21 protein-coding genes are annotated in these 25,663 nt (G+C 74.5%); 7 read left to right on the top strand and 14 right to left on the bottom strand.

The annotated features are described in order from the left end of the window. Positions 1–198: 198 nt before the first annotated feature. From PV342_RS31485 to PV342_RS31475, 3 genes are all read left to right on the top strand, one after another. Positions 199–1,728, top strand: coding sequence for a carboxyl transferase domain-containing protein (locus PV342_RS31485; RefSeq protein WP_500319618.1), 1,530 nt, complete (start codon positions 199–201; stop codon positions 1,726–1,728). Between the two features lie 68 nt (positions 1,729–1,796). Beyond that, positions 1,797–2,963: a methyltransferase domain-containing protein gene (locus tag PV342_RS31480; protein ID WP_400806710.1), complete on the top strand. Its 1,167-nt coding sequence runs from the start codon at positions 1,797–1,799 to the stop codon at positions 2,961–2,963. Further along, positions 2,960–3,334 carry a GntR family transcriptional regulator gene (locus tag PV342_RS31475; protein ID WP_018558958.1) on the top strand — a complete coding sequence of 125 codons (375 nt, stop codon included), beginning with the start codon at positions 2,960–2,962 and terminating at the stop codon, positions 3,332–3,334. The genes PV342_RS31480 and PV342_RS31475 overlap by 4 nt, the downstream gene beginning before the upstream one ends. A gap of 10 nt (positions 3,335–3,344) precedes the next feature. On the opposite strand, the gene PV342_RS31470 is transcribed toward PV342_RS31475, so the two are convergent. Together PV342_RS31470 and PV342_RS31465 are read right to left on the bottom strand one after the other, a co-directional pair. After that, positions 3,345–3,884, bottom strand: a complete 540-nt coding sequence (locus tag PV342_RS31470) for a TrmH family RNA methyltransferase (protein WP_018558959.1) — start codon at positions 3,882–3,884, stop codon at positions 3,345–3,347. Next, positions 3,884–4,999 carry a DUF5925 domain-containing protein gene (locus PV342_RS31465; protein WP_500319615.1) on the bottom strand — a complete coding sequence of 372 codons (1,116 nt, stop codon included), beginning with the start codon at positions 4,997–4,999 and terminating at the stop codon, positions 3,884–3,886. The genes PV342_RS31470 and PV342_RS31465 overlap by 1 nt, the downstream gene beginning before the upstream one ends. A 139-nt stretch (positions 5,000–5,138) precedes the next feature. Here PV342_RS31465 and PV342_RS31460 point away from each other — a divergent pair, with 139 nt between their 5' ends. Beyond that, on the top strand, positions 5,139–6,563 hold the full coding sequence (locus PV342_RS31460) for a xylan 1,4-beta-xylosidase (protein ID WP_500319613.1): 1,425 nt from the start codon (positions 5,139–5,141) through the stop codon (positions 6,561–6,563). 73 nt (positions 6,564–6,636) lie between these two features. Here PV342_RS31460 and PV342_RS31455 read toward each other — a convergent pair whose 3' ends face one another. From PV342_RS31455 to PV342_RS31425, 7 genes are all read right to left on the bottom strand, one after another. Next, a complete protein-coding gene (locus tag PV342_RS31455) occupies positions 6,637–6,825 on the bottom strand; it encodes a hypothetical protein (protein ID WP_400806718.1) in 189 nt (62 codons plus the stop codon). 98 nt (positions 6,826–6,923) lie between these two features. Beyond that, positions 6,924–10,670 carry a lipopolysaccharide biosynthesis protein gene (locus PV342_RS31450; protein ID WP_500319611.1) on the bottom strand — a complete coding sequence of 1,249 codons (3,747 nt, stop codon included), beginning with the start codon at positions 10,668–10,670 and terminating at the stop codon, positions 6,924–6,926. Further along, entirely contained in the window at positions 10,663–11,487 is an 825-nt protein-coding gene (locus PV342_RS31445) for a polysaccharide deacetylase family protein (protein ID WP_386995323.1), read from the bottom strand. The genes PV342_RS31450 and PV342_RS31445 overlap by 8 nt, the downstream gene beginning before the upstream one ends. A 52-nt stretch (positions 11,488–11,539) precedes the next feature. Further along, positions 11,540–12,502, bottom strand: a complete 963-nt coding sequence (locus PV342_RS31440; RefSeq protein ID WP_500319609.1) for a glycosyltransferase family 2 protein — start codon at positions 12,500–12,502, stop codon at positions 11,540–11,542. After that, positions 12,499–13,296, bottom strand: coding sequence for a glycosyltransferase family 2 protein (locus tag PV342_RS31435; protein ID WP_361006883.1), 798 nt, complete (start codon positions 13,294–13,296; stop codon positions 12,499–12,501). Before PV342_RS31435 ends, PV342_RS31440 begins: the two co-directional genes overlap by 4 nt. Positions 13,297–13,709: 413 nt before the next feature. Further along, positions 13,710–14,807 carry a GNAT family N-acetyltransferase gene (locus tag PV342_RS31430; protein ID WP_400806731.1) on the bottom strand — a complete coding sequence of 366 codons (1,098 nt, stop codon included), beginning with the start codon at positions 14,805–14,807 and terminating at the stop codon, positions 13,710–13,712. 1 nt (position 14,808) lies between these two features. Next, the gene (locus PV342_RS31425; protein ID WP_400806734.1) at positions 14,809–15,213 is read right to left on the bottom strand and encodes a hypothetical protein; all 405 of its coding nucleotides are present in this window, start codon (positions 15,211–15,213) and stop codon (positions 14,809–14,811) included. 409 nt (positions 15,214–15,622) lie between these two features. On the opposite strand from PV342_RS31425, the gene PV342_RS31420 reads away from it, so the two are divergent. Next, a complete protein-coding gene (locus PV342_RS31420; protein ID WP_400806737.1) occupies positions 15,623–16,414 on the top strand; it encodes an SGNH/GDSL hydrolase family protein in 792 nt (263 codons plus the stop codon). 94 nt (positions 16,415–16,508) lie between these two features. On the opposite strand, the gene PV342_RS31415 is transcribed toward PV342_RS31420, so the two are convergent. The 4 genes from PV342_RS31415 to PV342_RS31400 form a co-directional block, all read right to left on the bottom strand. Next, positions 16,509–18,158, bottom strand: a complete 1,650-nt coding sequence (locus PV342_RS31415) for a protein kinase domain-containing protein (protein ID WP_500319607.1) — start codon at positions 18,156–18,158, stop codon at positions 16,509–16,511. A gap of 82 nt (positions 18,159–18,240) precedes the next feature. Further along, positions 18,241–19,896 carry a nickel transporter gene (locus PV342_RS31410; RefSeq protein WP_500319606.1) on the bottom strand — a complete coding sequence of 552 codons (1,656 nt, stop codon included), beginning with the start codon at positions 19,894–19,896 and terminating at the stop codon, positions 18,241–18,243. Continuing rightward, positions 19,893–21,248: a tetratricopeptide repeat protein gene (locus tag PV342_RS31405; RefSeq protein WP_400806744.1), complete on the bottom strand. Its 1,356-nt coding sequence runs from the start codon at positions 21,246–21,248 to the stop codon at positions 19,893–19,895. Before PV342_RS31405 ends, PV342_RS31410 begins: the two co-directional genes overlap by 4 nt. Positions 21,249–21,369: 121 nt before the next feature. Further along, on the bottom strand, positions 21,370–22,938 hold the full coding sequence (locus PV342_RS31400) for a DUF4331 domain-containing protein (protein WP_400806747.1): 1,569 nt from the start codon (positions 22,936–22,938) through the stop codon (positions 21,370–21,372). 175 nt (positions 22,939–23,113) lie between these two features. On the opposite strand from PV342_RS31400, the gene PV342_RS31395 reads away from it, so the two are divergent. Both PV342_RS31395 and PV342_RS31390 read left to right on the top strand, forming a co-directional pair. Then, the gene (locus tag PV342_RS31395; protein ID WP_500319604.1) at positions 23,114–23,926 is read left to right on the top strand and encodes an anti-sigma factor; all 813 of its coding nucleotides are present in this window, start codon (positions 23,114–23,116) and stop codon (positions 23,924–23,926) included. A 115-nt stretch (positions 23,927–24,041) separates the two neighbouring features. Continuing rightward, complete coding sequence (locus PV342_RS31390; RefSeq protein WP_026250983.1) at positions 24,042–24,305, top strand: hypothetical protein; 264 nt, start codon at positions 24,042–24,044, stop codon at positions 24,303–24,305. Between the two features lie 125 nt (positions 24,306–24,430). Here the strand turns inward: PV342_RS31390 and PV342_RS31385 are convergent, their stop codons facing one another. Further along, complete coding sequence (locus PV342_RS31385) at positions 24,431–25,663, bottom strand: type ISP restriction/modification enzyme (RefSeq protein ID WP_400806752.1); 1,233 nt, start codon at positions 25,661–25,663, stop codon at positions 24,431–24,433.

The raw sequence follows: 25,663 nt of genomic DNA, 5'->3' as shown, positions 1-25,663 counted from the left end.
CGGATGGGCGCCGGGACCGTCCGGGGGACCTCACTCCCGGACGGCGCACCCGGCGCGTTCTGGGGATCGACTGTGACCACATCCCCACAACGACCTCCGGACCGCGATGGAGTTGCGCCGTTCGAGTGACCTCCGCCCCGTGTTCCGTGAGGTGTTGGCCCTGGCCACAGGCGCCGGCGGGCAGCCTAGGGTGACGCCATGACCGAACCGACGCGCCGCCGCGCGGCCGCCCTCGAGCTCATCGACGCCGTCGTCGACCCCGGCACCTGGCGCGGCTGGGACGAGCCCGTGACCGCCCTGCCCGGGTATCTCGACGACCCCGGGTACCGCGCCGACCTCGACCGGGCACGTGAGCGCACCGGGCTCGACGAGTCGGTCGTCACCGGCGAGGGCCGGATCCGCGGCCGCCGGGTCGCCGTCGTCGCGGGCGAGTTCCGCTTCCTGGGCGGCTCGATCGGCGTCGCCGCGGGCGAACGCCTCGTACGGGCCGTCGAACGGGCCACCCGCGGGCGGCTGCCGCTGCTGGCCTCGCCCGCCTCGGGCGGGACGCGGATGCAGGAGGGCACCATCGCCTTCCTGCAGATGGTCAAGGTCGCGGCGGCCATCACCGACCACAAGGCCGCGGGCCTGCCGTACCTCGTCCATCTGCGGCACCCGACCACGGGCGGGGTCTTCGCCTCGTGGGGCTCCCTCGGGCACGTCACCGCCGCCGAACCCGGCGCGCTCATCGGCTTCCTCGGCCCCCGGGTCCACGAGGCCCTGTACGGGGAGGAGTTCCCGCCCGGTGTCCAGGTCGCGGAGAACCTGCTGGCCAACGGCATCGTTGACGCGGTCCTGCCCTCCGGGGAGCTCGCGGACGCCGCGGCGCGCGCCCTCGGGGTGCTGTGCGGCGACACGGCGGGCGCTCCGGACCCCGCAGGGGCCGAGCCCGTGCGCGCCCCGGCCGTCCCCGCCCCCACGGCCGAGGAGTCCATCCGGCGCTCACGGCGGCCCGGACGGCCCGGGCTGCGCGCCCTGCTGGCCGTGGCCGCCCGCGACGTGACCCCGCTCAGCGGGACCGGCGCGGGGGAGCGGGACCCCGGACTCCTGCTCGCGCTCGCCCGGATCGGCGGCACGCCCTGCGTCGTCCTCGGCCACGACCGGCGGGAGACCGGCGACGGGCGGCCGCCCGCGCTCGGCCCGGCCGGCCTGCGGGTCGCCCGGCGCGGCATGGGCATCGCGGCGGAACTGGACCTGCCCCTGCTGTCCGTCGTCGACACGGCGGGCGCCGCGCTGTCCCGGGAGGCCGAGGAGGGCGGCCTGGCGGGCGAGATCGCCCGCTCCCTCGCCGACCTGATGACCGTGCCCGCGCCCACGCTCTGCCTGCTGCTCGGGCAAGGCGCCGGCGGGGGCGCGCTCGCGCTGCTGCCCGCGGACCGGGTGGTCGCGGCGCGGCACGCGTGGCTCTCCCCGCTGCCGCCCGAAGGGGCCTCCGCGATCCTGTACCGGACGACGGAGCGGGCGTACGAGGTGGCCGGGCGCCAGGGGGTGCGCTCGGCGGACCTGGCCGCGCACGGGATCGTCGACCGCGTGGTGGAGGAGGCGCCCGACGCGGCGGACGAGCCCGAGGAGTTCCTCGGCCGCCTCGGCGCCGTCCTGGGCGCGGAGCTCGCGGCCCTGCGCACCCGGCCCCGTGCCGTCCGCCTCGCGGCCCGCCGCACCCGCTACCGGAACCTGGGCCTGAGCTGACGGCCGCCGCGCGAGCCGCGCTCCGCGCCGCGCGGGGCGTTGTCAGTGGGGGGTGGAAGGATCACGGGGTGGGCGAACTCAGCAGTGACGCGTACTGGGACACCGTGGCCGACCGCTTCGACGAGGAGCCGGACCACGGCTTGCGGGAGCCCGCCGTGCGGGAGGCGTGGGCGGCGCGGCTACGGGAGTGGCTGCCGGGCGCCCCGGCAGACGTGCTCGACCTCGGCTGCGGTACGGGCAGCCTCGCGCGGCTCGCCGCCGAACAGGGGCACCGGGTGACGGCCGTCGACCGTTCGCCGCGGATGGCCGCGCTGGCCCGGGCGAAGCTGGCCGGTACCGGCGCCCGCGTCCTGCTCGGGGACGCGGCCGAACCGCCCGTCGTGGAGGGCCGGTTCGACGTGGTGCTCGTCCGGCACCTGCTGTGGGCGCTCCCCGACCCGGTGGCGGTGCTGCGCCGCTGGGCCCGGCTGCTGCGCCGCGGCGGACGCCTGGTGCTGGTCGAGGGCCGCTGGGGGGAGGCGGAGCCCGTGGGTATCGGCGCCGCCGAACTGGCCGCGATGGTACGGCCCTTCGCCGAGCACACCCAGGTCGAGCAGCTCGCCCAGGACACCGCGCTGTGGGGCCGCCCGGTCCACGACGAGCGCTATGCCGCGGTCGTGCGGATCAAGCAGCCCCGCAGGCACACGGAGATCGTCGACGTGCACCTCTTCCTGCGCCGCGGCGACGAGGTCCTGCTCGGCCGCCGGGTCAACACCGGTTACGCCGACGGCCTGCTGCACGCCCCCTCCGGTCACGTCGAGGACGGCGAGGACGTCCTGACCGCCATGATCCGCGAGGCCCACGAGGAGGTGGGTGTCGCGTTGCGGCCCGAGGACGTCTCCGTCGCGCTCGTCATGCAGCACCGCGCGCCCGGCGGGGGCGAGCGCATCGGCTGGTTCTTCGAGGCGGACGGCGGGGTCCACGAACCGGTCAACCGCGAGCCGGAGAAGTGCTCGGAGCTCGGCTGGTTCCCCCTGGACGCGCTGCCGGACGACATGGTGGCGTACTGCAGGGCCGGCCTGGAGGCGTACCGCGCGGGCGAGCGCTTCATGCTGCACCTGCACGAGCCGGGCGACACGATCGCCCACGACCCGGCGGGGCCCGGCCGCGCCGTCGCCCTCGCGGACGGCGCGTGCAGCACAATGGCCGCGACAAACAGCGCCGATCCGTCCCGCCGGGAGGACGACACACCGTGAGCCTCAAGATCACCGTCAGGCCCGACGCGGCCACCGCGCCCTACGAGCAACTGCGGGAGCAGATCGCGGACCAGGCCCGTTCAGGCGCCCTCCCGGTCGGCTACCGGCTGCCGACCGTCCGCGGCCTCGCCGACGACCTCGGGCTGGCGGCGAACACCGTGGCCAAGGCCTACCGCGCCCTGGAGACGGACGGTGTGATCGAGACCCGCGGCCGCAACGGCACCTTCGTCGCGGCCGCGGGCGACGCGGCCGCCCGGGAGGCGGCCGCCGCCGCGTCCGCCTACGCCCAGCGGGTGCGGCGCCTCGGTCTCGACCGAGCCGCCGCCGAGGCCGCCGTAGGGGAGGCGCTGCGCGCGGCGTACGAGGCGTAGCCCGTCCCGCTCACAGCAGTCCGGCCAGCTTGTAGAGCGCCAGCGAGCCGGCGACCGCGACGTTGAGGCTGGCGCCCGTGCCCACCATGGGGATTTCGACGGCGAGGTCGAGCAGGTCGAGTGCCTCCGGCGGGATCCCCTGCTGCTCGTGCCCCAGCACGACGACGGTGGTGCGCCGCGCGGCCGGCAGGTCCGCCAGCCGTACGGCCTCGTCGGCCAGTTCGACGCCGACGACGTGCGCCCCGCGGTCGCGCTGCCGCTGCAGCCAGCCCAGTGGGTCACCGGTCCAGTGGACGCAGGCCGGCCGCCGCAGGGTGTTGCCGCGGGCGAGCGCCTCCGGCACCCAGGGGAAGCGGGGGACGACCAGGCACGCGCCGACCGCGTCGCAGGTACGCAGCAGCGTCCCCAGGTTGGCGCCGTGCAGCGGCCACAGCGGCGCCGCGTACAGGTGGTCCCAGCAGCCGTGCGACCGCGGGCGGCGGTTGCGGCGCAGCTCGGCCGGGGTACGGGTGCGTATCCTCCCCTTCGCGGCGGGGGGACCCCCGGCCATCAGAGGTAGAGGCCTCCGGAGGCGGAGGCCGGGGTCGTCTGGTGGGGGAGCGCGGTGCCGCCGGAGGAGGAGGCGGCGCGGCGCAGCGCGTACAGCTCGGCGAGCGTGGCGCCCTCCCGGCCGATGCCCTCGGACGTGCCGAGCCAGCCGGTCGCCTCGGCGCGGGTCAGCGGGCCCACCTCGATCCGGGCCAGGCAGCGGCCGGGGCGGACCACCGCCGGGTGCAGCCGCTCCAGGTCCTCGTTGGTGGTGATGCCGACCAGGACGTTGCGGCCCTGGCCGAGCAGGCCGTCGGTGAGGTTGAGCAGCCGCGACAGCGCCTGGCCGGTCTGGTGCTTGGCCTGGCCGCGGATGAGCTCGTCGCAGTCCTCCAGGAGCAGCAGCCGCCAGCGGCCCGGTCCTTCGGCGTCGTCCTCGCCGATGGCGATCTCCATCAGGTAGCCGACGTCGTTGAAGAGCACCTCGGGGTCGAGGACGCAGTCCACCTGGCACCAGTCGCGCCACGCACGGGCCAGCGTGCGCAGCGCGGAGGTCTTGCCGGTGCCCGGCGGGCCGTGCAGGAGCAGCAGCCGGCCGCTGACGTCCTCGGCGGTGAGCTTCATCAGCCCGTCCATGGCATCGGCGACCGGCGCCGTGTAGTTGCCCCGCACGTCGTCCCAGGGGGCGGCGCTGATCTGCCGCGTGATGCGGTGCGGCCCGCGGCGCGGGGCGACGTACCAGAAACCCATGGTCACGTCGTCGGGCTGCGCTTCCGGCTGGTCCTCGGCGTCCTCGACGGCCTCGGCCAGGACGCGCTGCGCCAGCTCCTCGCTGACCGCCGTCACCGTCACGTCGGCCCGGCGGTGCCAGCGCGAGACGAGGATCGTCCAGCCCTCGCCCTCGGCGAGGGTCGCGCCGCGGTCCTTGTCCCGCGCGGAGCGCAGCACCGACCCGCCGCCCGGGACGAGCGTCAGCCCCGACTTGACCCGGTCGAGGGAGGCACCGCACGAGTAGGGCTGCTCGCCGGTGACGAAGCGGCTGAGGAACAGGGCGTCGACGGCGTCCGACGGCGAGTCGTCGTCGTTCATGCCGAGACGGATGGACAGGGCGCGATGCGGGGGCGTTGCGTCGGGCATGCCGCTCATGATCCGGCACAAGGTCCGCATTCGCACCGGGTTTTTGCGGAGTGGCGGAATCCCTCGGAATCCCTCGGAATCCCTGAACGGCCGGTGAAACCGGTCCGATCCGGGCATCACGGCGGTTACCCTGGCGGTGATGGGACGTCATGCGAACGTGCGTATGGGGTTGTTGCCGGGGGCGGGGCGGCGAGGGGTCGCCGTGCTCCTGGGCATCGGTGTGGCCGCCCTGGTCCTCCTGCTGGCGATGTGCGATCTCGGGGGCGGCGCGGGCAGTACCGCGCGGGGCGGCAACGGCGCGGGCGGCGGGGTGCACGCTCCCTCGGCCGCGCCCACCGGCAGGCTTACGACCGCGCTGGGTTTCGGGCTGACGCACACGGAGTACAGCGCGGACCACGGCGGCGGCACCGCCAAGCGGTCCGCGGAACGCCTGCTGTCGATGCGCCCGCTGCCGCAGAACCAGGCGATCATGGGCTGGGGCGCCGACAACCCCGAACCCTCGCCCGGGACGTACGACTTCGGGGAGCTCGACGACCGCGTCGACCTGATCCGCGCCAGCGGCGGCACGCCCGTCATCACCCTGTGCTGCGCCCCGGACTGGATGAAGGGCGGCAAGGCCGGGACGACGGACTGGTCACGGCTCGAGGTGGCCCCCGGCCGCGCGCACTTCGACGACTTCGCCGCGCTCGCGGCCACTGTGGCCCGCCGCTACCCGGACGTACGGCACTTCATCGTCTGGAACGAGTTCAAGGGCTTCTGGAACGACGGACGGCAGCGCTGGGACTACGAGGGCTACACCGACCTCTACAACCGGGTCTTCCGGGCCCTGAAGCAGGTGAACCCCGGCAACCTCGTCGGCGGCCCCTACCTCGTCATGGACAGCTTCGCCCCGGGCGACGACGGCAACGGCGACGCCTCCGCCACCCTCAAGGGCCCCTGGGGCGCCGCCGACCGGCGGGTCCTCGACGCCGTGGACTACTGGCTGAAGCACAAGGCCGGCGCCGACTTCATCGTCGCCGACGGCTCCAGCGGCAGCCGCGACGACCGCATGCGGCCCGACGAGTTCGCCGCCACGGAGAAGTTCGCTGCGGTCGGCCGCTGGCTCAGGGAACGCAGCGGCGGGCTCCCCCTGTGGTGGGCGGAGTGGTACGTGGAGCCCGACGACGGCAGCACCGGCTGGGACGAGCGCCACCGCACCGCCGTGCAGGCCACCGCGATGACGGAGCTCGCCCGCGGCGGCGCCGACGCCGCCTTCTACTGGAACCCCCAGGAACGCGGCCGTACCTGCCCCGGCTGCCTGTGGACCAGCACCGAACTCGCCTCGGGCGGCGGCGAGCAGCTGCCGATGCTGGACCTGCTCCGGCGCTTCGCCGCCGCCTTCCCGCCGGGCACGCGCTTCCGTGACGTGCCCGTCGCGGACGAGGACCGGCCCAACGTGCGTGTCCTCGCCGACGACCGCACCGTCCTGGTGGTCAACACGCTCGGCCGCACGATCGGCGCCGAGGTCGACGGCCGCTCCTTCGACCTCCCGGCCTACGGCATCCGCTGGCTGCGCCGCGCTTAGCCGGGCGAGTGCGGCGGCGGTGGTCGTTCGGCACCGGAGGCGGTCCGGCCCGGGACGCCCGGGAACCTCGCGGTCAGCCCACGTTGCGGATCAGCCACTCGTCCGGGTTGAAGGTGTCCCTCGCGGGGACGGGGGCCGTGGCCGGGGTCTCCACGAAGGTGTCCTCCGGGCGTATCCGGTCCGGGAGCTTCCCGAACCGGGCACGGCGGGACTGCGCGGCCTCGTCCTGCGCGGCCTCGCCGGGCTGCTGGTCCTCGGTCATCGGGCCACCTCCTTCACTCCTGCCACGACAACGCGGAAGCCCGGACAGGTGTTCCCCCTGCGTGCCCCCCGCCGCTGCCGGCGGGGGGGCACGTCCGGTCAGTGCAGGGTCAGGAACCTCACGACCGTGGCCGCCAGGAACACCAGCAGCAGAGGCACCGCCGCCAGCAGCGAGATCCGCATGCCGCGCCGCCGCGACGCCTCGGGCACCGTGGCACGGGCCAGCTCGCGGGCGCCGAGCAGCACCAGCAGCGCCACCCCGGCCAGCACGCCCGCCGCCGTCCAGGCGTTCCAGGTGACGACCGGGAAGACGCGTCCCGGCCGCGGCTCCGGCACCGGCCATTCGGTGGGCTGCTCCCGCAGCTCGTAGAGCGTCGCGTCCTCGTTGCGCAGCACCGGACGCAGCTCGGGGCGCGTGTCGAGGGAGCGGAGCAGCTTGTCCGGCCACGTCGCCGAGAAGCCCGCGTCGAGCTGCAGATAGGTGTTCTGCCCGCGCGACACCATCAGGTAGGAGTTGGGCCCGGCGTCGCGCAGCGCCTCGACCAGCGGACCGACCAGCACCGGGTCGCGCGGGGCGAGCACCGGCACGTAGGTCACGCGCTCCGTGTCGCGGGCGTTCCACGGCAGGCTGGGCGTGACGTCGTCCACGGGGTCGGTGCTGAGCCAGACCACCCGCGCGGTGGGCCTGTCGTGCTCGTACACGTACTCCATGGCCGCGACCTCGCCCGTGCGGACCCGCTCGAAGGACTCGTTGCCCCAGCGCGCCACGAGGAAGCCCGCGATCAGCACCCAGCCCGCGAGCAGCGCGGCGACGGGCCCGCGCCAACCGCGGTCCGACGAGCTGCGCGGGAAGATCGCCAGGGCCCCGAGCACACAGGCCCCGGGCAGGGCGAAGAGGAACACCCGCAGCGCCATCTCGCCGCCGTAGGACTGCATGCCGAAGCCCAGGAAGGGCACGAACAGCAGCACCAGCAGCGCCCGGTCGCCGATCCCCGCCCAGCGGCGGCGCAGCCATCCCAGGACCGCCAGCGCCATGACCGCGCCGGCCAGGGCCACCCGCACGTACAGCACCAGCTTGTGGACGGTGCTGCCGCCCTCGATGCGCCCGGACACGCTGGAGGAGACGTTGCCGCCGAGCGAGCCCATGCCGCCGAACAGTTCGTCGAAGTGACCCGACCAGTACGGCTCGGCGACGAAGCAGATCCACCCGACCAGCAGCACCCCGCACAACAGCGGCAGTCCGCGCTGGGTCGAGCGGCGGACGAGGACCAGCACGGTCAGCACGCCGAGCATGACGAACGGGGTGAGCTGGTGGCTGACGACGGAGGCGGCGAACAGCCCGACCAGCAGGGCCAGCAGCAGCGCCCGTTCGCTCCGGCTCACCGGCGGTACGTCGGCCTCGCCGGGGATGAGCCTTCCCGCGGGCGGGCCCGCGGCACGGAACCACACCAGGAGCACGGCGACGAACATCAGGTAGAGCAGGTAGCCGGCGGACTGCGGGGAGAAGTAGTCCTGCCCCACCCAGCCGCACAGCGCGAACAGCCACGCCGCGCACCACTTGGCCCGCCGGCCGGCCCGCACCGAGCGCAGCAGCAGCGCCAGCGGGGCCAGGGAGAGCGACTGGACGGCCGTGGGCCACCAGCGCAGCACCTCGGTGAGGTCGGTGATCCCGCAGGCCGAGGCGACGAGCGTGACCGCCGCGAAGAAGCCGGGCCACGAGAACCGGGCGTCCATGTCGGGCGCGGCGTCCCCGGTCCGCCCGATGTAGTCGATGAAGCCCGCGTGCTGCCAGGCCGTCGCGAACCGCGGCTGCTCCTCCAGCACGGCCGGGACGGCGTGCAGGGACACCACGGTCGCCAGCAGGACGGCGGCCAGGAGCCACGGCCGGCGCCCCGGCAGCCACAGGCCGCAGACGAACGCCAGGACGAGCAGCGCCGCTCCGGCCAGTGTCACCGGCGGCAGGACGGAGACCAGGCCGAGCCCGTTCATGGCGTCCAGCGAAGAGTCGTCCATGCCGCGCAGGGGAAGCCAGTACAGCCCGAGCGCGCCCAGCAGCAGCCCCCACACGCCGAGTTCGAGCAGCACGGCCCGGCCGCGCCGTCCCTCCCCCGGCGGCGACTGCGCGGGCGGGCCCGGATCCCGCGGCCCGGCGGACGACGACGGCTCCGGGAGCGCCGTCCCGGCCGGTGGCGCGGGCACGGCGGTCCGCTGCGACGGCGTCACATAGGGGCGCCGTTCGGGATGGTCGAAGTCCATGCGTACGCCGAGCCGCAGCGTGTCGCCGTCCAGCGCGGCGGCGCGCGCCCAGCGCGTGCCGTAGACGATCTCCAGGTCCTCGCCGGCGCCCTCCGCCTCGGCCGCCTTCGCCGCCTTCGCCGACTTCGGCGACTTCGGCGCCTGCGGCGCGGTGCCGGCCGGCGCGTCCGGCGGGGTCCCGGTCCCGGCGGGGGCGCCGGACGCGCCGGACGCGCTGGACGGGCCGGACATCAGCCGGCGCAGCCCGACCAGCGAGACCACCGCGATGACGACCAGGCTGCCCAGCTCGGCCCAGCCCGCGCCGGTGATGCCCAGCGGGCCCAGCAGCGCGAGGGTGAGCCCCAGCACCAGGACGCACAGCAGGCCCTGCAGAAGGGCGAGCAGGCCCGTGCGGCTCTGGGCGCGCAGGATGCCGAAGTACACCTCGATCAGGACCCGGGCCAGCGAGCAGAGCGCCAGCAGCCGCAGCAGCGGCGCGCCCTCCCGTGCGTAGCCCTCGCCGAAGACGCCCAGGATCTGCGGGGCGAAGACGACCATGAACAGGGCGATCGGGACCATGATCCTGGCCATCCGGCGCAGGGCGGCCCGGCAGTTCTCGGCGATGCGCGAGGGGTCGTGCGCGCCCTCGACGGTCAGCGAGGAACCCATGTTGATCGCCAGCAGGTCGATCGTGCCGCCGATCGTCATCGTGATGTAGAAGTACGCGTTGTCCGCGGAGCTGATCTGCGATGCCACGATCACCGGCACCAGGTAGACCACGGCGAGGGCGAAGAAGGAGCCGGTCGCGTCCCCCGCGACGAAGCGCCGCATCTCGCGCGGCCGGGGCGGTTCGCCGGTCCCCTCGGTGGCCTTGACGTGCCGGGGCACCAGCCGCCGGAAGACCAGCCAGCCGAGCGGCACGACCGACAGGGCGATCGCGGCGACCCACGAGACGAAGACCCCCGCGGTCGGCACGGCCGCGGCGACGCCCACCAGCAGCGCCAGCTTGGCCGCCGAGAACACCGTGTTGCCCACCGGCACCCACACCGCGCTGCGCAGCCCGGTCAGCACCCCGTCCTGCAGTGTCAGCAGCGACCAGCCGACGACCGCCGCGAGGAAACCGAGCCCGTTGACGGGCCCGTGCAGGAACCGGTACGAGGGGCCCCAGAAGTCCAGGGTCAGCAGGAAGACCGCCGCCGCGAGCGCCACGACGGCCGAACTCCCCGCGTACGTACCGAAGATCAGCCGGCCGGTGCGGCGCCCCGAGACCGGGATGTAACGGGCCAGTGCCCCGGTGAGCGTCACGGCGGTGAGCCCGGCGAGGAACTTCATCGCGGCGATCGCCGCCGATCCCTGGCCGACCGCGTCCTCGGTGTAGTAGCGCGCGGCGACGAGCCAGTAGCCCAGGCCCAGGACCGCGGAGACACCGGTGTTGAGCATCAGCGCGTACGCGTTGCGGAACAGCTGGTTGCCGCCGCGCCGGGCGTCCGCGCCGCCGTCGACGGGGCCGCCGCCCGCGGCGGCGGGCGGCGACGGGGCGCTGGCTCCGCAGTCCGTGGGGTCCGTGGGGTCCGTGGGGGTCGTGCTCGTGGTGGCGGTTGTCTCAGACACGGGTCTCGTGCACCTTCCGCAGACACCGGCGGGCTCTGCGGACCAGGGCGTACCCCTTGGTCAGCGCCCGGTCCCCGGCGAAGTTGCGTGCGACGGACCGGCCCTCGGCCAGCCGCTCGAACTCCTCGATCCCGGTGCTGCGGCGCACCGTCACCCGGGCCAGCGCGTACGGCGCCTGGCGGCGGCGGTCCGCGAGGGCGTTGCCGACGGCGAGGGCGGAGGTGAACCCCGCGAAGCGCACGGCACGCCGTACGCGACGGCTGGAGTAGCCGTACGGGTAGGCGAAGGACACCGGCGCCGTGCCCAGTTCGTCGCGGAGGACCTCCTTGCAGCGCAGCACCTCGAACCAGAGGCGCTCGTCGCCGAGCTGGTCCATCTGGGGATGGGTGTGGCTGTGGCCCCCGATCTCCACGCCGCCGGCGTCCAGTTCGCGTACCTGGTCCCAGTCGAGCATGGTGTCCGGCGCGGCGCCCGGCAGCTCGTACGGTCCGCGCAGCCAGCCGGTGGAGACGAAGAGCGTCGCCGGGAAGCCGAGGCCCTTCAGCACCGGCAGGGCGTGCCGGTGCACGCCCTCGTAGCCGTCGTCGAAGGTGATCAGTACGGGGCGGCGCGGCAGCGGCCGCCCCGTGCGCCACGCATCGGCCAGTTCCGCCGTGCCGAGCGGGGTGAAGCCGCGTGCGCCGAGCAGTGTCATCTGCGCGGCGAAGGCGGCGGGGGTCACCGACAGCCCGCGCGTGGCGGGCGCGGGCGTGTCGGTGACGGCGTGGTACATCAGGATCGGCACGGGACCGCTCCCCTGCCCGGCCGGCTCGGTCATGCGAGGGCACCTCCCGGTGCGTTGTGGTCGGTCGGGGACGCGGCGGTCGGTCTCATGCCGGGCCGGCCTCCCCCCGGGTGCGGAACCTGGCGACGGCGTAGCCCGCCGCCGTCGTCGCGACGCCGGCGACGATCGCGCCGGCCCGGCCCGCGCCGCCCGGACGCCCGCGGAGGGCGTCGCGCAGCCCGCGGGCCGCACCGGCGGGCAGGACGCGGGTGGCGTAGCGCCGTTCGGTCTCGAGTCCGGCGTCGGTGCCGACGCTCCGGGTGACCAGGGCCTTCGACAGGCCCTCGGCGTAGCAGCGGGTGCGGAAGTAGCCGAAGCGCTCCCGGGCCTCGGGGACGCGGTGCCAGATCACGGCGCGGTCGTCGACGAGGAGCACGCTGCCCGGCTTGACCTGGGCGAGCCGGATGCAGAACTCGGTCTCCTCGCAGCCCAGTGGCCGACGGTCGCCGTCCCGGCCGATGCCGGTGGCGAAGCCCCCGGCGATGTCGAAGGCGATCCGCCGGAACGAGGCGTTGCCGCCGAGCACGTTGCGGACCCTGGCGCGGCCGGCCGGCTGCCCGCGGTAGGAGGCGCCGACCACCCAGTCGAACTCCTCGGGGAACCAGCGCGGCCGGCGCCCCGAGGCCCACACCGGTCGGGTGCGCCCTCCGACGCCCATGACCAGCGGGTCCCGGTAGGCGTCGGCGAACCAGTACAGCCAGTCGCGTTCGGCGACGGCGTCGTCGTCGAGGAAGGCGACGACCTCGCCCCGCGACGCGGAGATGCCGGTGTTGCGGCCGGCGGACAGGCCGCGGGGCCCGGCGTTGGGCAGCACCCGCACGGCCGTTCCCTCGTAGCGGCGGGTCAGCCGGGCCAGCAGGACGGGGTTGTGGTCGACCACCAGCAGCACCTCGTGGGCCGGGAGGCGTTGCGCGTGCACCGACGCCACCGCGGCGAGGATGTCCTCCCAGCGGTCCTCGGTGTACGCGCAGACGACCACGGACACCGGGAGGAGGTCCTCGTGGGTCACCGGGCCCCCTCGCGGCGGGCCGCCCGGCGCTCGTTCTTCTCCCGCAGGATGACCTTGAGGACCCGTAACCCGTCGCGGACCGCCCGCAGGTTGCTGGCGCCGTGGATGCGCACGTACTCGTGGCTGGGGATCTCCTGGACCTTGAGACCGGCCGTGACCACTCTGATGTTCATCAGGGTCTCCACCTCGAAGCCGGTGCAGTCCAGGGTGATCTTGTCCAGGCAGTGCCGCCAGAAGGCGTTGTACCCGTAGCACAGATCGGTGTAACGGGCCCCGAACTTGGCGTTGACGGCCGCGCACAGCACGCGGTTGCCCAGCTTCCGGATGGGGGTCATGTCGTCGGTGCCCCCACCGTTGGCGAAGCGCGAGCCCTTGGCGAAGTCGGCCCCGGCGACCAGGGCGGAGACATAGGAGACGATCTCGGAGCCGTCCGCCGACCCGTCGGCGTCGACCATGACGATGATCTCGCCGGTGCAGGCGGTGAAGCCGGCGATCAGCGCGTCGCCCTTGCCCTTGCCGGTCTGCGCGACGATCCGCACGTCGGGCCGCAGTTCGCGGGCGACGCGGACGGTGTCGTCGGTGGAGTTGCCGTCGACCAGGACCACTTCGTGGATCCAGGACGGCAGGGTGGCGAACACGTGCGGCAGGTTCTCCGCCTCGTTCATCGCCGGGATGACCACGCTGACCGGCGGAGCGATGGCCAAGTGCGTGGAGACCGGCGTGAAATGGTCAGGCGCCAGGACCGCGGCGGTCTGCGCCTGCCCGGTGGCTGCCGGGCGCAGGAAGGAGCTCATGAGTCGTGTTTCCCTCTCGTCCGGTGGGCCGCCCGCGCGGGCGGCCCTGTGGCGTGTCCGGTTCGAAAGGGGGGTTGGTCTCACCCCGCACGGGACCCCACGCATGGCAGGCATGTCGGTGTCCCGTGCGCAGGCCGGCCGGGTGAGCGGGCATGCGTGACCGGCCGCGCGGTTCGCGGCTCGGCACACGTGTGACGGTGACCGAGCACGGCACCCCCCTACCGCGCCCCGCGGTTGTCCTGTCGCGACTCTCTGGCCCTCCCCTTGAGCCGCCGTGCATGACAGGTCGCCGCGGGTGGATGTACGACAATATTGAGGATTGAGACCCTATGGCAATACCTGACAGAGTGAATACCGTTTTAAGAAATTGCCGTGGAGTCGTCTGATTGATTATGCCTGTACGGCAATGTCCGTTATTGAGCGCCGGCGCGCAACCGCCCCACACGCTTGAGGAACCGGTCCGCGGGCTCCCGCAGCGCGGGCCGGGCCGTCACTGCGTTGCGCAACGCGCGCACCGGCGCGCGCCGGGCGCGGTGTCCGAGCGCGACCGGATGCCGGCGGGTCACCCACCCCTCGGAGACCGCCAGGTCACGCGTCTTGAGCGACTCCTTGTACTCCTTGTGGCCGCGGCCCAGGTCGAGCTGGGCCAGCCCGTCGGCGGCGGCTCCCTCCGCCATCCGCAGGTGCAGCACCAGACCGGGCGAGAACTTCGAGAACTCCGTGTCGTACGCGGGGAACCAGCAGGCCAGCACCGCGGGCGAGCGCATCCCGAAGTGCGCCGCGACCGGCCGGTCTCCCGCGTAGAGCACCGACAGCTGCCCAGCGAAGCCCTCGGCGCGGGTGTGGAAGAGGTGCTCCACCAGCTCGACGATCCACGGCCGGGCGAAGCGGTCGCTGCGCCCGGTTCTTCGGTACTGCGCGGACTTCCACGCCATCAGCCGCCGCAGCGCCGTGACGTCCCGCTCGTCGTGCACGTAGCGCACCTCGCCGACGTCCCGGCCGAGTCTGCGCTCCTTGGCGAGCGTGGTCCGCAGGAACTTGGGCGAGTGCGCGCGAAGATGGCCGAGATACGCCTCGTATCCGTGTTCCACGTCCATGACGGGCGAAGGATACGTCCCGGTCGCGCCCTCCTCGAAGGGCTTCTGGCCCCCCATCAGGTGGTCGAACTCCCAGACGGCCAGGCCGCAGGCGCGCAGCAGCTCCCGGGCGTCCCACTGGAAGCCCGGCCGGTGCACCAGCCCCTGGCAGTCCGACAGGCCGAGCCCGACGGCCCGGCCCACGCCGGCCGCGGAGCGCTGGTACGGGAAGAAGGCGACCGGGACGCCGTCCTCGCGGACCACGGCGATGCGCACACCCCGGTGGTGGTGCGCCACGGCGAGCGTGAACTCGGGTGACAGGAAGGGGTTCCCCAGCTGCGGGCTGCCCGAGGCGACGGCCTGGTCCTGCACGCGGGTCCACTCCGCCCGGTCGGCGGCGGTGAGCTCGCCGGGGCGGTACACGGTGATGTCCACTTTACGGAGTCCGCCTTCTCTCGGCCCGGGCAAGGGAGTGCCGCAGCAGCGGCAGCAGGAACAGTGCGGCGCTCAGCGCCGCGATCACCGCGACACCCCCGCGGACCGACCACATGTGCAGGGCCAGCAGGCCCTGCGCCACCAGCAGGTCGATCACGATCGTGCCGCCGGCCGCCACCACGCCCCGGCTCAGCGGGTCGAGGGAGCGAAGAGCCCCGGCGAGCGCTGCCGCCGGGGCGGCCAGCAGGAAGAAGAAGGTGAAAGGTGCCCTGACGGGCGAGGTGATGTCCACCAGCGCGAGCACCGCGCCGACCCCGCCGACTCCCACGGCGGCGCCCGCCAGCAGGGGAAGTGATTCGTTGCCGATCGGGTGACCGGATGCGCTGTCCCTACGCGGTGGTTGCATTGGCGACTTTGCCCCCCAAAACGCCGGATGCAGAAGTTCAATGTCGCTCAATTCGGGCGCGGGCGTCAAGGAAGGGGCGAACAGAAGCAGCCGCCACCCACGATGGGGTGACATGCCCTCATGATGTGGGCGATTTCCGTCGAACTGTTCGCCCGGTGGAGGCGTTGTGTTCGAACAGCGTGGTGTCCGAACGGCGTTGCATGCGGGTGGAGTTGTCGTCGGCATCCGGGGAGTTGTCCCGACTGCGGGAGCTGCTCTCGGGCCGAGGTGGCGTCACATTCGGCTCAGGCGACGCCGATCGCTCAGCTGACAAAAATGTCCATGTCAAGAAATCTTGGCATGGACACTTCCCGAACGTGTTACTGCGCGGTACGAAAGATGCGGCAGAGATCCTGCTAAGGGAGGTTCCATGAGACTGTCCCGTTTCGTGTCAGCCGCATCCGCACTTCTCCTTACCGCCGCACTCGCCCTGCTCGGTTCCGGTTCCGCCCACGCCGCCGGCCCTGTCTACGCGGCCCTCGGCGACTCGTACTCCGCCGGAGTCGGGGCCGGCAGCTACGACAGCTCGAGCGGCAGCTGCTACCGCAGCAGCAGGGCGTTCCCCCGGCTGTGGGCGAACGCGCATAGCCCGTCCGGGTTCTCTTTCACCGCGTGTTCCGGAGCGACCACGACCGACGTGCTCAACAACCAGCTCGGTCCGCTCAACTCCTCCACGACCCTGGTCAGTATCAGCATCGGCGGCAACGACGCCGGCTTCGCCGACGTGATGACCACCTGCGTCCTCAACTCCGACAGCACCTGCCTCAGCCGTATCAACCAGGCCAGGGACTTCGCCAACAACCAGCTGCCCGCGCGGCTCGACTCCGTCTACAACGCCATCAGCACCCGGTCCCCCTCGGCCCGTGTCGTCGTCCTCGGCTACCCGCGCTTCTACAGGCTGGGCACCACCTGCATCGGCCTCAGCGAGACCAAGCGCAGGGCCATCAACGACGCGGCCGACCTCCTCGACACCGTCACCGCCAAGCGCGCCGCCGACCACGGCTTCGCCTTCGCCGACGTCCGGGGCACCTTCACCGGGCACGAGCTCTGCTCGGGCTCGGCGTGGCTGCACAGCCTCACCCTCCCCATCTACGAGTCGTACCACCCCACCGCCTCCGGCCAGTCCGGCGGCTACCTGCCGGTGTTCACCTCCGCCGCGTGACCCGCGGCACGACGACGGTACGGAGCACCCGCACGACGTGAGACGAGGGGTGCCGGGCCACCGCCCGGCACCCCTTGCCCGTGCCGATGCGGCCTCAGGGGGTCGGAGCCGTCTCGTCGGAGAGGATCGGCGACGGGCTCGGCGCCCGGCAGGTGACCGTGAACGGGACGTGCCCGGACTCCGTCCGCACCGGGCTGCGCACCTCCAGCGCGACCCAGCCCTCGATCGTGCCGTCCGGTTCGTACGACGGCTCCGTGTACGGGACCGTGCGGCTCTTCGGGCCCCCCGCGGGGAAGTCGAGGGTCTGCCAGACGTGGTCGGAACCGCCCGCGCTCGACGTCCAGCGGTAGGAGACCGTCACCGGGGCGCGGTCGACCGTGACGACCGCCGAGAAGGACGGCGCCTGCTCGGCGGGCGGCGGGCAGCTGCCGGTGTAGGTGTCGCGCACGGCCGACACCGTGACGTGGACGTTCACCCGCGCCGCAGTGCTGGGCGGCGCGGAGCTGTGCGGAGACCCCGAACCGCCCCCGGCCGTCGCCTCGTAACCGCTGGCGTCCGCGTCGCCGTCGTCGTCCTGCGAGGCGGTGGCGGACGGGGTACGGCCGCCGCCCTGGGTGTTCCCGGCGGTGGTGCCGCGGCCGGAACCGCCGGCCGGGTCGTCGTCGAGGAGGGCGTACGCCACGCCCCCGATGCCCAGGGCGAGGGCGAGCACGCCCGCCGCCATCGCCACCGCCGCGCGCCGCGGCCGCGCCCCGGAACCGTCCGCGGACGCGGCGCCGTAGCCGGTGCCCACGGGGGCCGTCGGCCCGAGCGGTGTCGAGGAGACGGGGGTCGAGGACACCGGAGCCGACCGGAACGGTGTGCCGTCCGGACCCGGCGGCAGCGGCACGGCGGCCTGGGTGGTGGCGTACGCCGTTCCGGCCCCGGGCGGGGTGCGCCCGGCGGCGAGGGCGTCCAGCCGTCGCTGCACCTCCTCGCCCGGGGGCCGGGCCGCCGGGTCCTTCTGCAGCAGACCCGTGATCACCGGGGCGAGGGCTCCCGCCCGGCGCGGCGCGGGCAGTTCCTCGTCCACCACCGCGCGCATCGTGCTCAGCGCCGTCTCGCGGCGGAAGGGCGAACCGCCCTCCACCGCCACGTACAGCAGCACCCCGAGCGACCACAGGTCCGACTCCGGTCCGGGGCGGCGGCCGAGCGCCCGCTCGGGGGCCAGGTACTCGGGCGAGCCGACCAGTTCGCCGGTGCGGGTGATCGCCGAGGAGCCCTCGATCATGGCGATGCCGAAGTCGGTGAGCACGACCCGGCCGTCGTTGCCGATCAGCACGTTGCCCGGCTTCACGTCGCGGTGCAGCACCCCCGCGGCATGGCCGGCGCGCAGCGCCTCCAGCACCTTGCCGCCGATCCCCGCGGCGCGGCGCGGTTCCATGGAGCCCTCCGCGTCGAGGACGTCGTCGAGCGTCACGCCCCGGACGAGCTCCATGACGATCCACGGGCTGCCCTCGGCCATGGCCACGTCGTACACCTTGATGACGTTGGGGTGCTCGACCCGGGCGGCCGCGATGCCCTCCTGCTGCAGCCGGGCGTACAGGCGCTCGACCTCCCGGTCCTCCAGCCCCGGCGGGGCCTTGACCTCCTTGACGGCCACCTCGCGGCCCAGCAGTTCGTCCCGGGCCAGCCACACCACACCCATGCCGCCCCGGCCCAGCTCGCTGATCAGCCGGTAGCGTCCCGCCACGAGCCGTGTCATCGGCGTGTCCCCCCTTCGTGCCGCCCGCAGCCCAGCATGACCGAACTTCCTCCCGAACGGACCCTTTCGACGGAAAGCTCCCTCAACCGGCCATCGCCAGCGCCGCCCTGAGCACCAGGCCGCAGCCCAGCACCAGCACCACGGACGCCGTGGCCAGGGGCGCGAGCCGGCGCGCCGCCGTGAACAGCCCGCCGCGGACCCGCAGCGCCGACGCCTTCCCGGCCAGCCGCCCGAGTCGGACGACGGCGAAACCGGCGGCCGTGAGCGTGATCGCCAGACCCGCGCCGTACGCGAGGACCAGCAGGAAGCCGAACCAGGCCTGGCCCAGGGCCGCCGCGCCCACCAGGACGACGACCGCGGAGGGACTGGGGACGAGACCGCCCGCGAAGCCCAGCAGGATCGTGCCCCGCAGGGTGGGCCGCGGCTCGTGGGTGTGGGTGTGGATGTGGGTGTGCGGGTGGGCGTGCACGCGGGGCCGCGGTGCGGGCCGTTCGGCGGTGAGGACGTCGCCGGGAGCGGCCTGTACCGCCGTCCCGGGGGAGGGCGCGGGGTGGTGGTGCGGGTGTCCTTGGTGGTGAGGGCCGTGGCCGTGGTGATCGTCCTCGTGGCCGTGGCCGTGGCCGTGGCCGTGGCCGTGGTCGTGGTCGTGCCCGTGGTTGTGCCCGTGGTTGTGCCCGTGTGTTCGGCCCCGGAGCCGCCACGCGCGGCGGAGCAGCGCCGCTCCGGCCCCGGCGACCAGCACGCCGCTCGCGACGCCCAGCCAGCCGATGACCGAGGGTGCCGCGGCCGAGCCCGTCGTCACCAGCAGGCCGAGCGCGAACACCCCCAGAGTATGGGTCACCGTCACCGACGCGCCCAGCGCGACCATGTCGCGGCGCGACCGCCGCCCGCCCGCCGCGGCCGCTGCGGCCATCAGCGTCTTGCCGTGCCCGGGCGCGAGCGCGTGCATCGCGCCCAGCGCCAGCGCGGTCAGCAGCGCCAGGGCGGCGAAGCCCGGGGTGAGCGCGTGCCGCGACACCAGGTCGGTGAGGGCCCGCGTCCAGCGGTCCGCGCCGCGCGGCAGCACACCGGCGGTGGCGGGGGAGTCCTCCTCCGCCACCAGCGCGGGGCCGCCCGGGGTCAGCCGGAAGCCCGCCGCCCGTTCGTCGGCGGGGGAGGACAGCAGGTCCTTCGGGTACGCGGTGAGCCGCCGCGACACCGACTCCCCCGGCACATCGGCGCCGTGGAGGGTCACGCGGTCTCCGCGCGCGGTGATCTCCCGCCAGCCCGGCCCGGTGGCGACATCCGCCGGACGGTACTCCAGGGACGCCGGCTCCCCGGACGGCAGCCGCGCCGTCATCCGGCACTCGACGCGCAGCGTCGTCAGCCCCGCCTGCCCCGGCCGTACGGCCGCCGTGGCCCTGCGTACCGCGACCGGTTCGCGCCGCCCGCCGACGGTCGCCCGCGCGCCCTTCGCGGCGGCGTCGCAGCGCTCCTTCGCCCAGTCCGCCAACTCGGCGCCGTCCGGCGCCCGGTCGCCGTCACGGTCGATCGCGGGCAGGGACTGCGCCGCGGGGATCTCGGCGAGGTCCTCGACGTGGTCGATCCGCAGCACGCCGGGGGCGGCGACCAGGCCGTCGTAGCGGTTGACGGTGAAGTTGCCCAGCGGATGCGCCTGCGCCTGCCCCGCGGGCAGCAGCGCGAGGGCCGCTCCCGCCGCTGCCGCGGCCGCCGCGGCCGCCGTCCTGCGCCGGATCATGACGGGTCTCCTTCGATGCGGGCCAGCGCGCGGCGGGCGGCGGGGGCCGCGGTGGGGGAGAAGCCGGGGTTGAGGCGGAGCGCCGCGGCCAGCGACGCCCTGGCCGCCTCGCGCTTCCCGAGGGCCGCCTCGATGACCCCGCGGTGGTAGAGGAAGGCCGCGTTGCGGTAGCCCGGGGCCGAGGAGCGCTCGGCGTACGCCAGGGCCTCGCGGTCGCGGCCGTTGACGTGCAGGGCCCAGGCGAGCGCGTCGGCGGTGTGGACGGTCCGCCGGCGCGACCATTCGGCCCGTGCCGCGCGCAGCGCCTCCGCCGGGTCGCCGTGGTCGGCCGCGACCAGTGCCGCGTCCAGGTCGGTGGCGACGCCGTTCGCCCCCGCGAGGGCGATCCAGGTGCCGACCACCGCGTACTGCCGCTCCGCCCGCTCCTGCTGCCCCGCGGCCTCGTACAGCTCCCCCAGTTCGGCGAGTTGCGCGGGCAGCGGGTAGCGGTCCACGACCCGGCCCAGGTCGCGCAGGGCCTTCTCCCGGTCGCCGCGCGCCGCGTACGTACGGCCGCGGCCCTCGATCGCCGGCAGGTAGCCGGGGTCGGCCCGCAGGGCGGTGGCGAAGTGCCCCAGCGCGGCCGGGTACCGGCCCTGGCTCCAGGCGAGCTGGCCCAGCGCCGTGGCGACGTAGGCGGTGTCGCCGGGGGTCGCGGCGGAGTCCAGGGCGCGGGTCAGGATGCGGCGGGCGCCGGCCGGGTCGCCGCGCAGTTCGTGGACGTAGGCGAGGCGGGTGAAGGCCGGGATGCCCGGGCGCACCGCGTCGGCGTGCTCGGCGGCGCGCAGCGCCTCGTCGTAGCGGCCCAGTTCGACCAGGGCGTCGACCCGGACGGCGAGGGCGCGCTCTCCGTACGGGTTGACCTTCAGCGCCCGGTCCGCCTCGGTGAGGGCGGTGCGGAAGTCGTGGCGGGCGGCGGCGAGCGTGGCACGCCCGGCGTGAGCCGCGTCGTTGCCGCGCGGGGAGATCCGCAGCGAGCGGCTTAACGCCGCCTGCGCCTGCGGGTAGCGGGTCGGGTCGCCGCTGGTCCTGGCCTGCTCGAGGTAGGCGGCGCCGAGCGCGGCCCACCCCGCGGCGTCCTTCGGCTGGGCCCGCAGATGCGTCTGCAGGGCCGCGATGCCGCCCGCGAGGTCGCCCTCGGCGAGGCGGTCCAGGGGGGCGTCGGCGGCGGGCGCCGCGGCCCGCGCGGTGTCCCGCGGGGCGGAGGGCCCACCGAGGACCAGCGCGCCCGCGGTGAGCGCCAGCGCGAGGCCCAGTACCAGCGCGGCGTACAGGGCGGCGGCGCGCAGTCGGCCCGGGGCCGGTACGTCCATGGCTGCTGCCTTTCGGGATGATGGGGTGGAGCCCGGCCGGGGCGCTCGCGGTGCGCCCCGGCCGGGTGCCGTGCGGTGTGCTTCCTGCGGTGCCGGTGACCGGTGACCGGTGGCCGGTGGCTCAGGCCCGGCCGTGCGCCCCGCGGCCGGCGGGGCGGCGGCGCGTCCGCCACCACAGCAGCGCCGCACCGATCAGCAGCACGCCCGCGCCGCCGGAGGCCGCGGAGGCGATCAGCACGGTGTCGTCGTCACCGCCGCCGGGGAGCAGGCCGCCCGCGTTGAGCTGCGTGACGCCGTCGGTCTGCGCCGATTCGGTGGCCGGCTCGGCCAGCGGGCCGTCCGAGCCGGAGGCCGGCAGGGCCACGTACGGGAAGCTCGCGCCGAAGGTCCGGTCGTTGGCGTCGACGGCGTCGCCCAGGTCGTTCTTCGACCCGACCAGTTCGCCCTCCACCACCTGCAGCGCGATGTCGACGACGTCGTCGCCCAGCCTGCGGCCGTTGGGGAAGCCCGCGGTGTCGCCGTCCAGCACGCCGAGCCGCTTGGGCTTGGTGGCCGGCGGCACGGCCGTGTTGAGTCGCAGCATCTCCGACGGGCGCACGCGCGGAGGCTGGTTGAGCTTGGGCACGCCTGTCAGGAAGACCTGGACGAGGTCGTTGCGCGGGGTGGCCGGGGCCTTGATCTTGTAGATGCCCTCGATGAGTTTCGGCAGTTCGGGGTGCGTCACGTTCCTGAGGAACTGGCCGTCGTTCCAGGGCGAGGACGCGTTGAACCGGTCCTTGTCCCTGATCGGGTTGACCACCTCGTTCACCAGCGGCATGCCGAGGCGGGAGACCTGTGCCCAGTCGCCGTTCGCGGTCCGCCGCTGCGTGGTGGACCAGATGCCGACGACCGGCTGCTTCGCCGACTGGCGGATCGAGGCCGTCGGGACCTGCAGGGCTATGGTGTTGACGTTGTAGCCCTTGAGCGTGTCGTCGCCGACCTCGGAGAGGTTGCCGCCGTAGAGCAGGTCGAAGACCCGCAGGTCCAGGAAAAACGGGTCGTCGGCCTGGCCGGCGAAGGCCGTGGTGCCGCGGCCGACGTGCCTGACGGCCTGCTGGCGCAGCACGTTGTAGTCGGGCATCGACGCCTTGCCGACGTTCGACGGTGCGACCGGTACGTCGTTCGCGACCTTGTAGCGGCCGGTGACCTGCTGGTCGTGCAGCCGGAACAGATCGATGTCGTAGGTCTGGCGGAAGTTCAGGTCCGGGTCGTCGAGGCTGGTGACCGGGCCGGTGTTGTACAGGAAGGTCTTCTTGTTGCGGAAGTGGTCCTGGAACGTCCACCGGTAGAGGTAGTCGCCCTGCGCGTCGCCGTCGCTGTCGATGTGGATGTCGTACTGGGCGTCGTCGGCGAACTTGTAGAAGTTCGGGCCGCCGGCCGGGTCCTCGAACGGGATCCAGTTCGCCACCAGGGTGGTGGTGTCCGGGCGGTCGGGGCTGACGAACGCGTAGACGTCCGTGGTGTCGTACTGCGGCTGCCCCGAGATCAGCGGTGCCTCCCGGTGGCTGGACGCCTGTGCCGTCCCCGGCTCCAGTCCCGTGGCGCCCACGGCGGCGAGTCCCCCCGCGGCCACTGCGCCCACGGCCAGCAGGGCGATCGTGCGCGATCGCCCGAAGCGGGCCCTGAGCCTGTTCCTGCTGTGTGCGGTCATCGCGTCGGTCCTTCGCGAGTCTGGCCCCTCCCCCTTGGAAGAGGTCCTGCGTGGGTTCTTCGGGGCCGTGCTGACGGCGGATTGGCGGACCGGGGTGAATTTGTGTCACGGGGTTGTAACGTGATATGGGCCCGGCCGGACGGTGCGCGCACCGCGGAGGGAAGCGGGGCGACCCATGAGAGGTTCCGTGCACGAACTGGCCGCGGCGTACGCGCTCGACACCCTCGCACCGCGGGAACTGCGCCGATTCGAACGGCATCTGATGCGCTGCGACGCGTGCGCGGACCGGGTGCGGCGACTGGCCGGGGACACCGTGCGGCTCGGTGCCGGGGCTTCAGCCGTGCCGGCGCCGCCTCCGATGCCGCCGCCCGCGCTGGTGCCGCTGCCGGAGGGCGGTGCGCCGGACGACCGGGACGGCCCGGGGGTCCCCGCCGGCGAGGACGCTCCCGACGATCCGGCCCCGGGCCGGTGGTGGTGGCGGACCCGGCGCCGGCCAACCGCGACGCGCCTGGCCGCGGCGGGCGCCGGGGCGGCCCTCCTGGCCTGCGCGGTGCTGGGCGCCCTGCTGCTGCGGACCACCGCGCAACTGGACCGGGAGCGCGGGGACGCGCGCGCGGTGAACGAGGTGCTGACGGCCGCCGACGCCCGCCCCGTCTACTCCAGCGACGACAACGGACGGGGGGTGACCGCCGTGGTGTCACGGAGGATGCGCCGCGCCGTGGTGACGGTGCACGAGCTGCCGCCGCTGGAGGGCCGCGACGTCTACCAGTTGTGGCTGGTGAGCGAGCGCCCGACGTCCTTCCGCTCCCTCGGAGTGCTGGGCCCCGATCCGGCGGCGGACGGCACGTCCGGGCCGGTCGTGACCGGCGGGCTGGACGAGTGGTCGTACGCCTTCACCGTCACGGTTGAGCCGACTGGCGGATCCCCCGTGCCGAGCTCGGACGCCGTGGTCCAACTTCCCCTGCTCGCACTGGGGATCGGCTCGTGACGTCAACCCCCTTGACGGGAAGGTGAATCCGGGAACGCGAATGCATAGGTGACGCCGCAGGACGATAGGGTTACCCTGCCCGGTGCCGGGTGCCCTCGAACGGGTGGGGAGTGTCATGGATCAGATAGCAATGCGGAGCAGGCCGCGAGTGCCTGCTGTCACGTGCGGGAGCAGCGCGTCCAGTGCGCGTCTCGACCGTCATCTCTCGGTGCTGGCCGGCCCTGCCGCGCCGCAGCGGGAGGCGGAGGAGGCCACGCTGTTGATGCGCGAGCTGACCTCGCGCGACCACGTGCGCGCGAACGCCAGCCGCGGGGCGCGTGTGTCGCTGTTCGCGCCGCTGCGGCGGCTGCGCCGTTCGCTCTTCGGCAGCCGCGGCTGACCGGAGGCGTTCTCGGCGTTCCCTCAGCGGACAGGCTCGGGCGCAGTACACCGTCCCGGCACCGCGCTGCGACATGCGGCGCGTCGGTGTACTCCGTCCGGGCCTGTTGTCATGTCGACTTGTGGTCACAGCAGGACGAACTGCCCGTCCGGCCCCTCCTCGTGGTGGTCCAGCACGGAGGCCGGACGGCGCGCCGTCCCCGGCACCGGCAGGACGTGCGCGGCGCGCAGCTCGGCGGCCCCGATGCGCGGTCCCGCCGCGACCCGGGCGGCCAGCGCGCGGCGTGACGGCCGCAGCTCCGCCAGCAGGGCCAGCACACTGATCAGCTCCAGCAGTTCGGTCGTCCTCGCCCGGGGCCAGGCGGCGGGCCGGATCGCTTCGAGGCCCTCCGCCGCCCCGTCGGGGATCCGCCGCTCGAACCAGGTCTCCAGCACCCGCGTCCCCGCGGCGTGGAACTCCCACACCGCCTCCGGCACCGGCGACACCCGCCCGCTCCCCAGCGCCAGCGCCTCGTCCTCCGGGTCGTACGACGGCGCCTCGCGGGGCACGTCGGGGAACGCCGCCCGGACGTAGGGGCGCCGCCCGCCCGGCAGCCGGGGGTGCCCGGCGGGGCGGTCCTGCGCCGGATCGGCGAAGCGGGCGCCCCGGGTGTGCAGCCACAGCATCCTGCGGCCCAGGTCGACGCCCTCCGCCCACAGCTGCGGATCGGCGGTGAGCGGGACCTCGGCGGGCGAGCCGGTGGCGAGCGCGGCGATCCAGGCCAGCACGTCCTCCGCGGCGACCGGGGTGTCCAGCCGCTCGGCGAGGCGGTCCAGCAGGCCCGGCGCGAGGTTCGGGTCCGCGCCGCCGGGGCGGCGGAACAGCGGCCGGATCCGGCCCGGCCGGCCGGCGGGGGAGTGGCCGTCGGGGAGCAGTGCGGAGAAGGCCAGGGGCGGACCCGGGACCTGTGGCAGGCGCGTGAGTTCCACCGCGTAGATCTGCCGGTCCTCGTCGGCGACCCGCCACAGCTCGGGGCGGGCCGCGTCGATCAGCCGCTGGTCGGGGATGAGCCACTGCTCGTCGTACGGGCCGTGCAGCACCCGCACCGGCTCCGCGACCGGGCCGTCCTCCCGCTGCAGCCGGGTGGTGGGCGCCGGGTGTCCCGGCAGCTGGGCGACGGCCGTGTGCGGGGTGCGCGCCCGGGTGGGGTGGAACAGCCGTTCGCGCTCGGCGCCCCCGGCTTTCACCAGCCGGTCCCAGCGCGCGGCGAGGGTGGAGGCCTCGGGGGCCATCACCCAGCCCCGCCCCAGGCGCAGGGGCGGGACGGACCACGGCATCAGGTCGGCCAGCGTCGGCGCTTCTTCGCTCACTGTGAGCAT

It is taken from the genome of Streptomyces sp. PA03-3a, from assembly GCF_033792735.1.
GTDB lineage: Bacteria > Actinomycetota > Actinomycetes > Streptomycetales > Streptomycetaceae > Actinacidiphila.
This window is presented reverse-complemented; position numbering and strand designations above follow the sequence as displayed.

Coding starts and splice junctions, on each gene's coding strand:
- PV342_RS31435 (WP_361006883.1), bottom strand. CDS start 13,296: ATGAGCTCCTTCCTGCGCCCGGCAGCCACCGGGCAGGCGCAGACCGCC.
- PV342_RS31390 (WP_026250983.1), top strand. CDS start 24,042: ATGGATCAGATAGCAATGCGGAGCAGGCCGCGAGTGCCTGCTGTCACG.
- PV342_RS31470 (WP_018558959.1), bottom strand. CDS start 3,884: ATGGCCGGGGGTCCCCCCGCCGCGAAGGGGAGGATACGCACCCGTACC.
- PV342_RS31485 (WP_500319618.1), top strand. CDS start 199: ATGACCGAACCGACGCGCCGCCGCGCGGCCGCCCTCGAGCTCATCGAC.
- PV342_RS31395 (WP_500319604.1), top strand. CDS start 23,114: ATGAGAGGTTCCGTGCACGAACTGGCCGCGGCGTACGCGCTCGACACC.
- PV342_RS31400 (WP_400806747.1), bottom strand. CDS start 22,938: ATGACCGCACACAGCAGGAACAGGCTCAGGGCCCGCTTCGGGCGATCG.
- PV342_RS31460 (WP_500319613.1), top strand. CDS start 5,139: ATGGGACGTCATGCGAACGTGCGTATGGGGTTGTTGCCGGGGGCGGGG.
- PV342_RS31455 (WP_400806718.1), bottom strand. CDS start 6,825: ATGACCGAGGACCAGCAGCCCGGCGAGGCCGCGCAGGACGAGGCCGCG.
- PV342_RS31420 (WP_400806737.1), top strand. CDS start 15,623: ATGAGACTGTCCCGTTTCGTGTCAGCCGCATCCGCACTTCTCCTTACC.
- PV342_RS31465 (WP_500319615.1), bottom strand. CDS start 4,999: ATGCCCGACGCAACGCCCCCGCATCGCGCCCTGTCCATCCGTCTCGGC.
- PV342_RS31425 (WP_400806734.1), bottom strand. CDS start 15,213: ATGCAACCACCGCGTAGGGACAGCGCATCCGGTCACCCGATCGGCAAC.
- PV342_RS31415 (WP_500319607.1), bottom strand. CDS start 18,158: ATGACACGGCTCGTGGCGGGACGCTACCGGCTGATCAGCGAGCTGGGC.
- PV342_RS31405 (WP_400806744.1), bottom strand. CDS start 21,248: ATGGACGTACCGGCCCCGGGCCGACTGCGCGCCGCCGCCCTGTACGCC.
- PV342_RS31385 (WP_400806752.1), bottom strand. CDS start 25,663: ATGCTCACAGTGAGCGAAGAAGCGCCGACGCTGGCCGACCTGATGCCG.
- PV342_RS31445 (WP_386995323.1), bottom strand. CDS start 11,487: ATGACCGAGCCGGCCGGGCAGGGGAGCGGTCCCGTGCCGATCCTGATG.
- PV342_RS31410 (WP_500319606.1), bottom strand. CDS start 19,896: ATGATCCGGCGCAGGACGGCGGCCGCGGCGGCCGCGGCAGCGGCGGGA.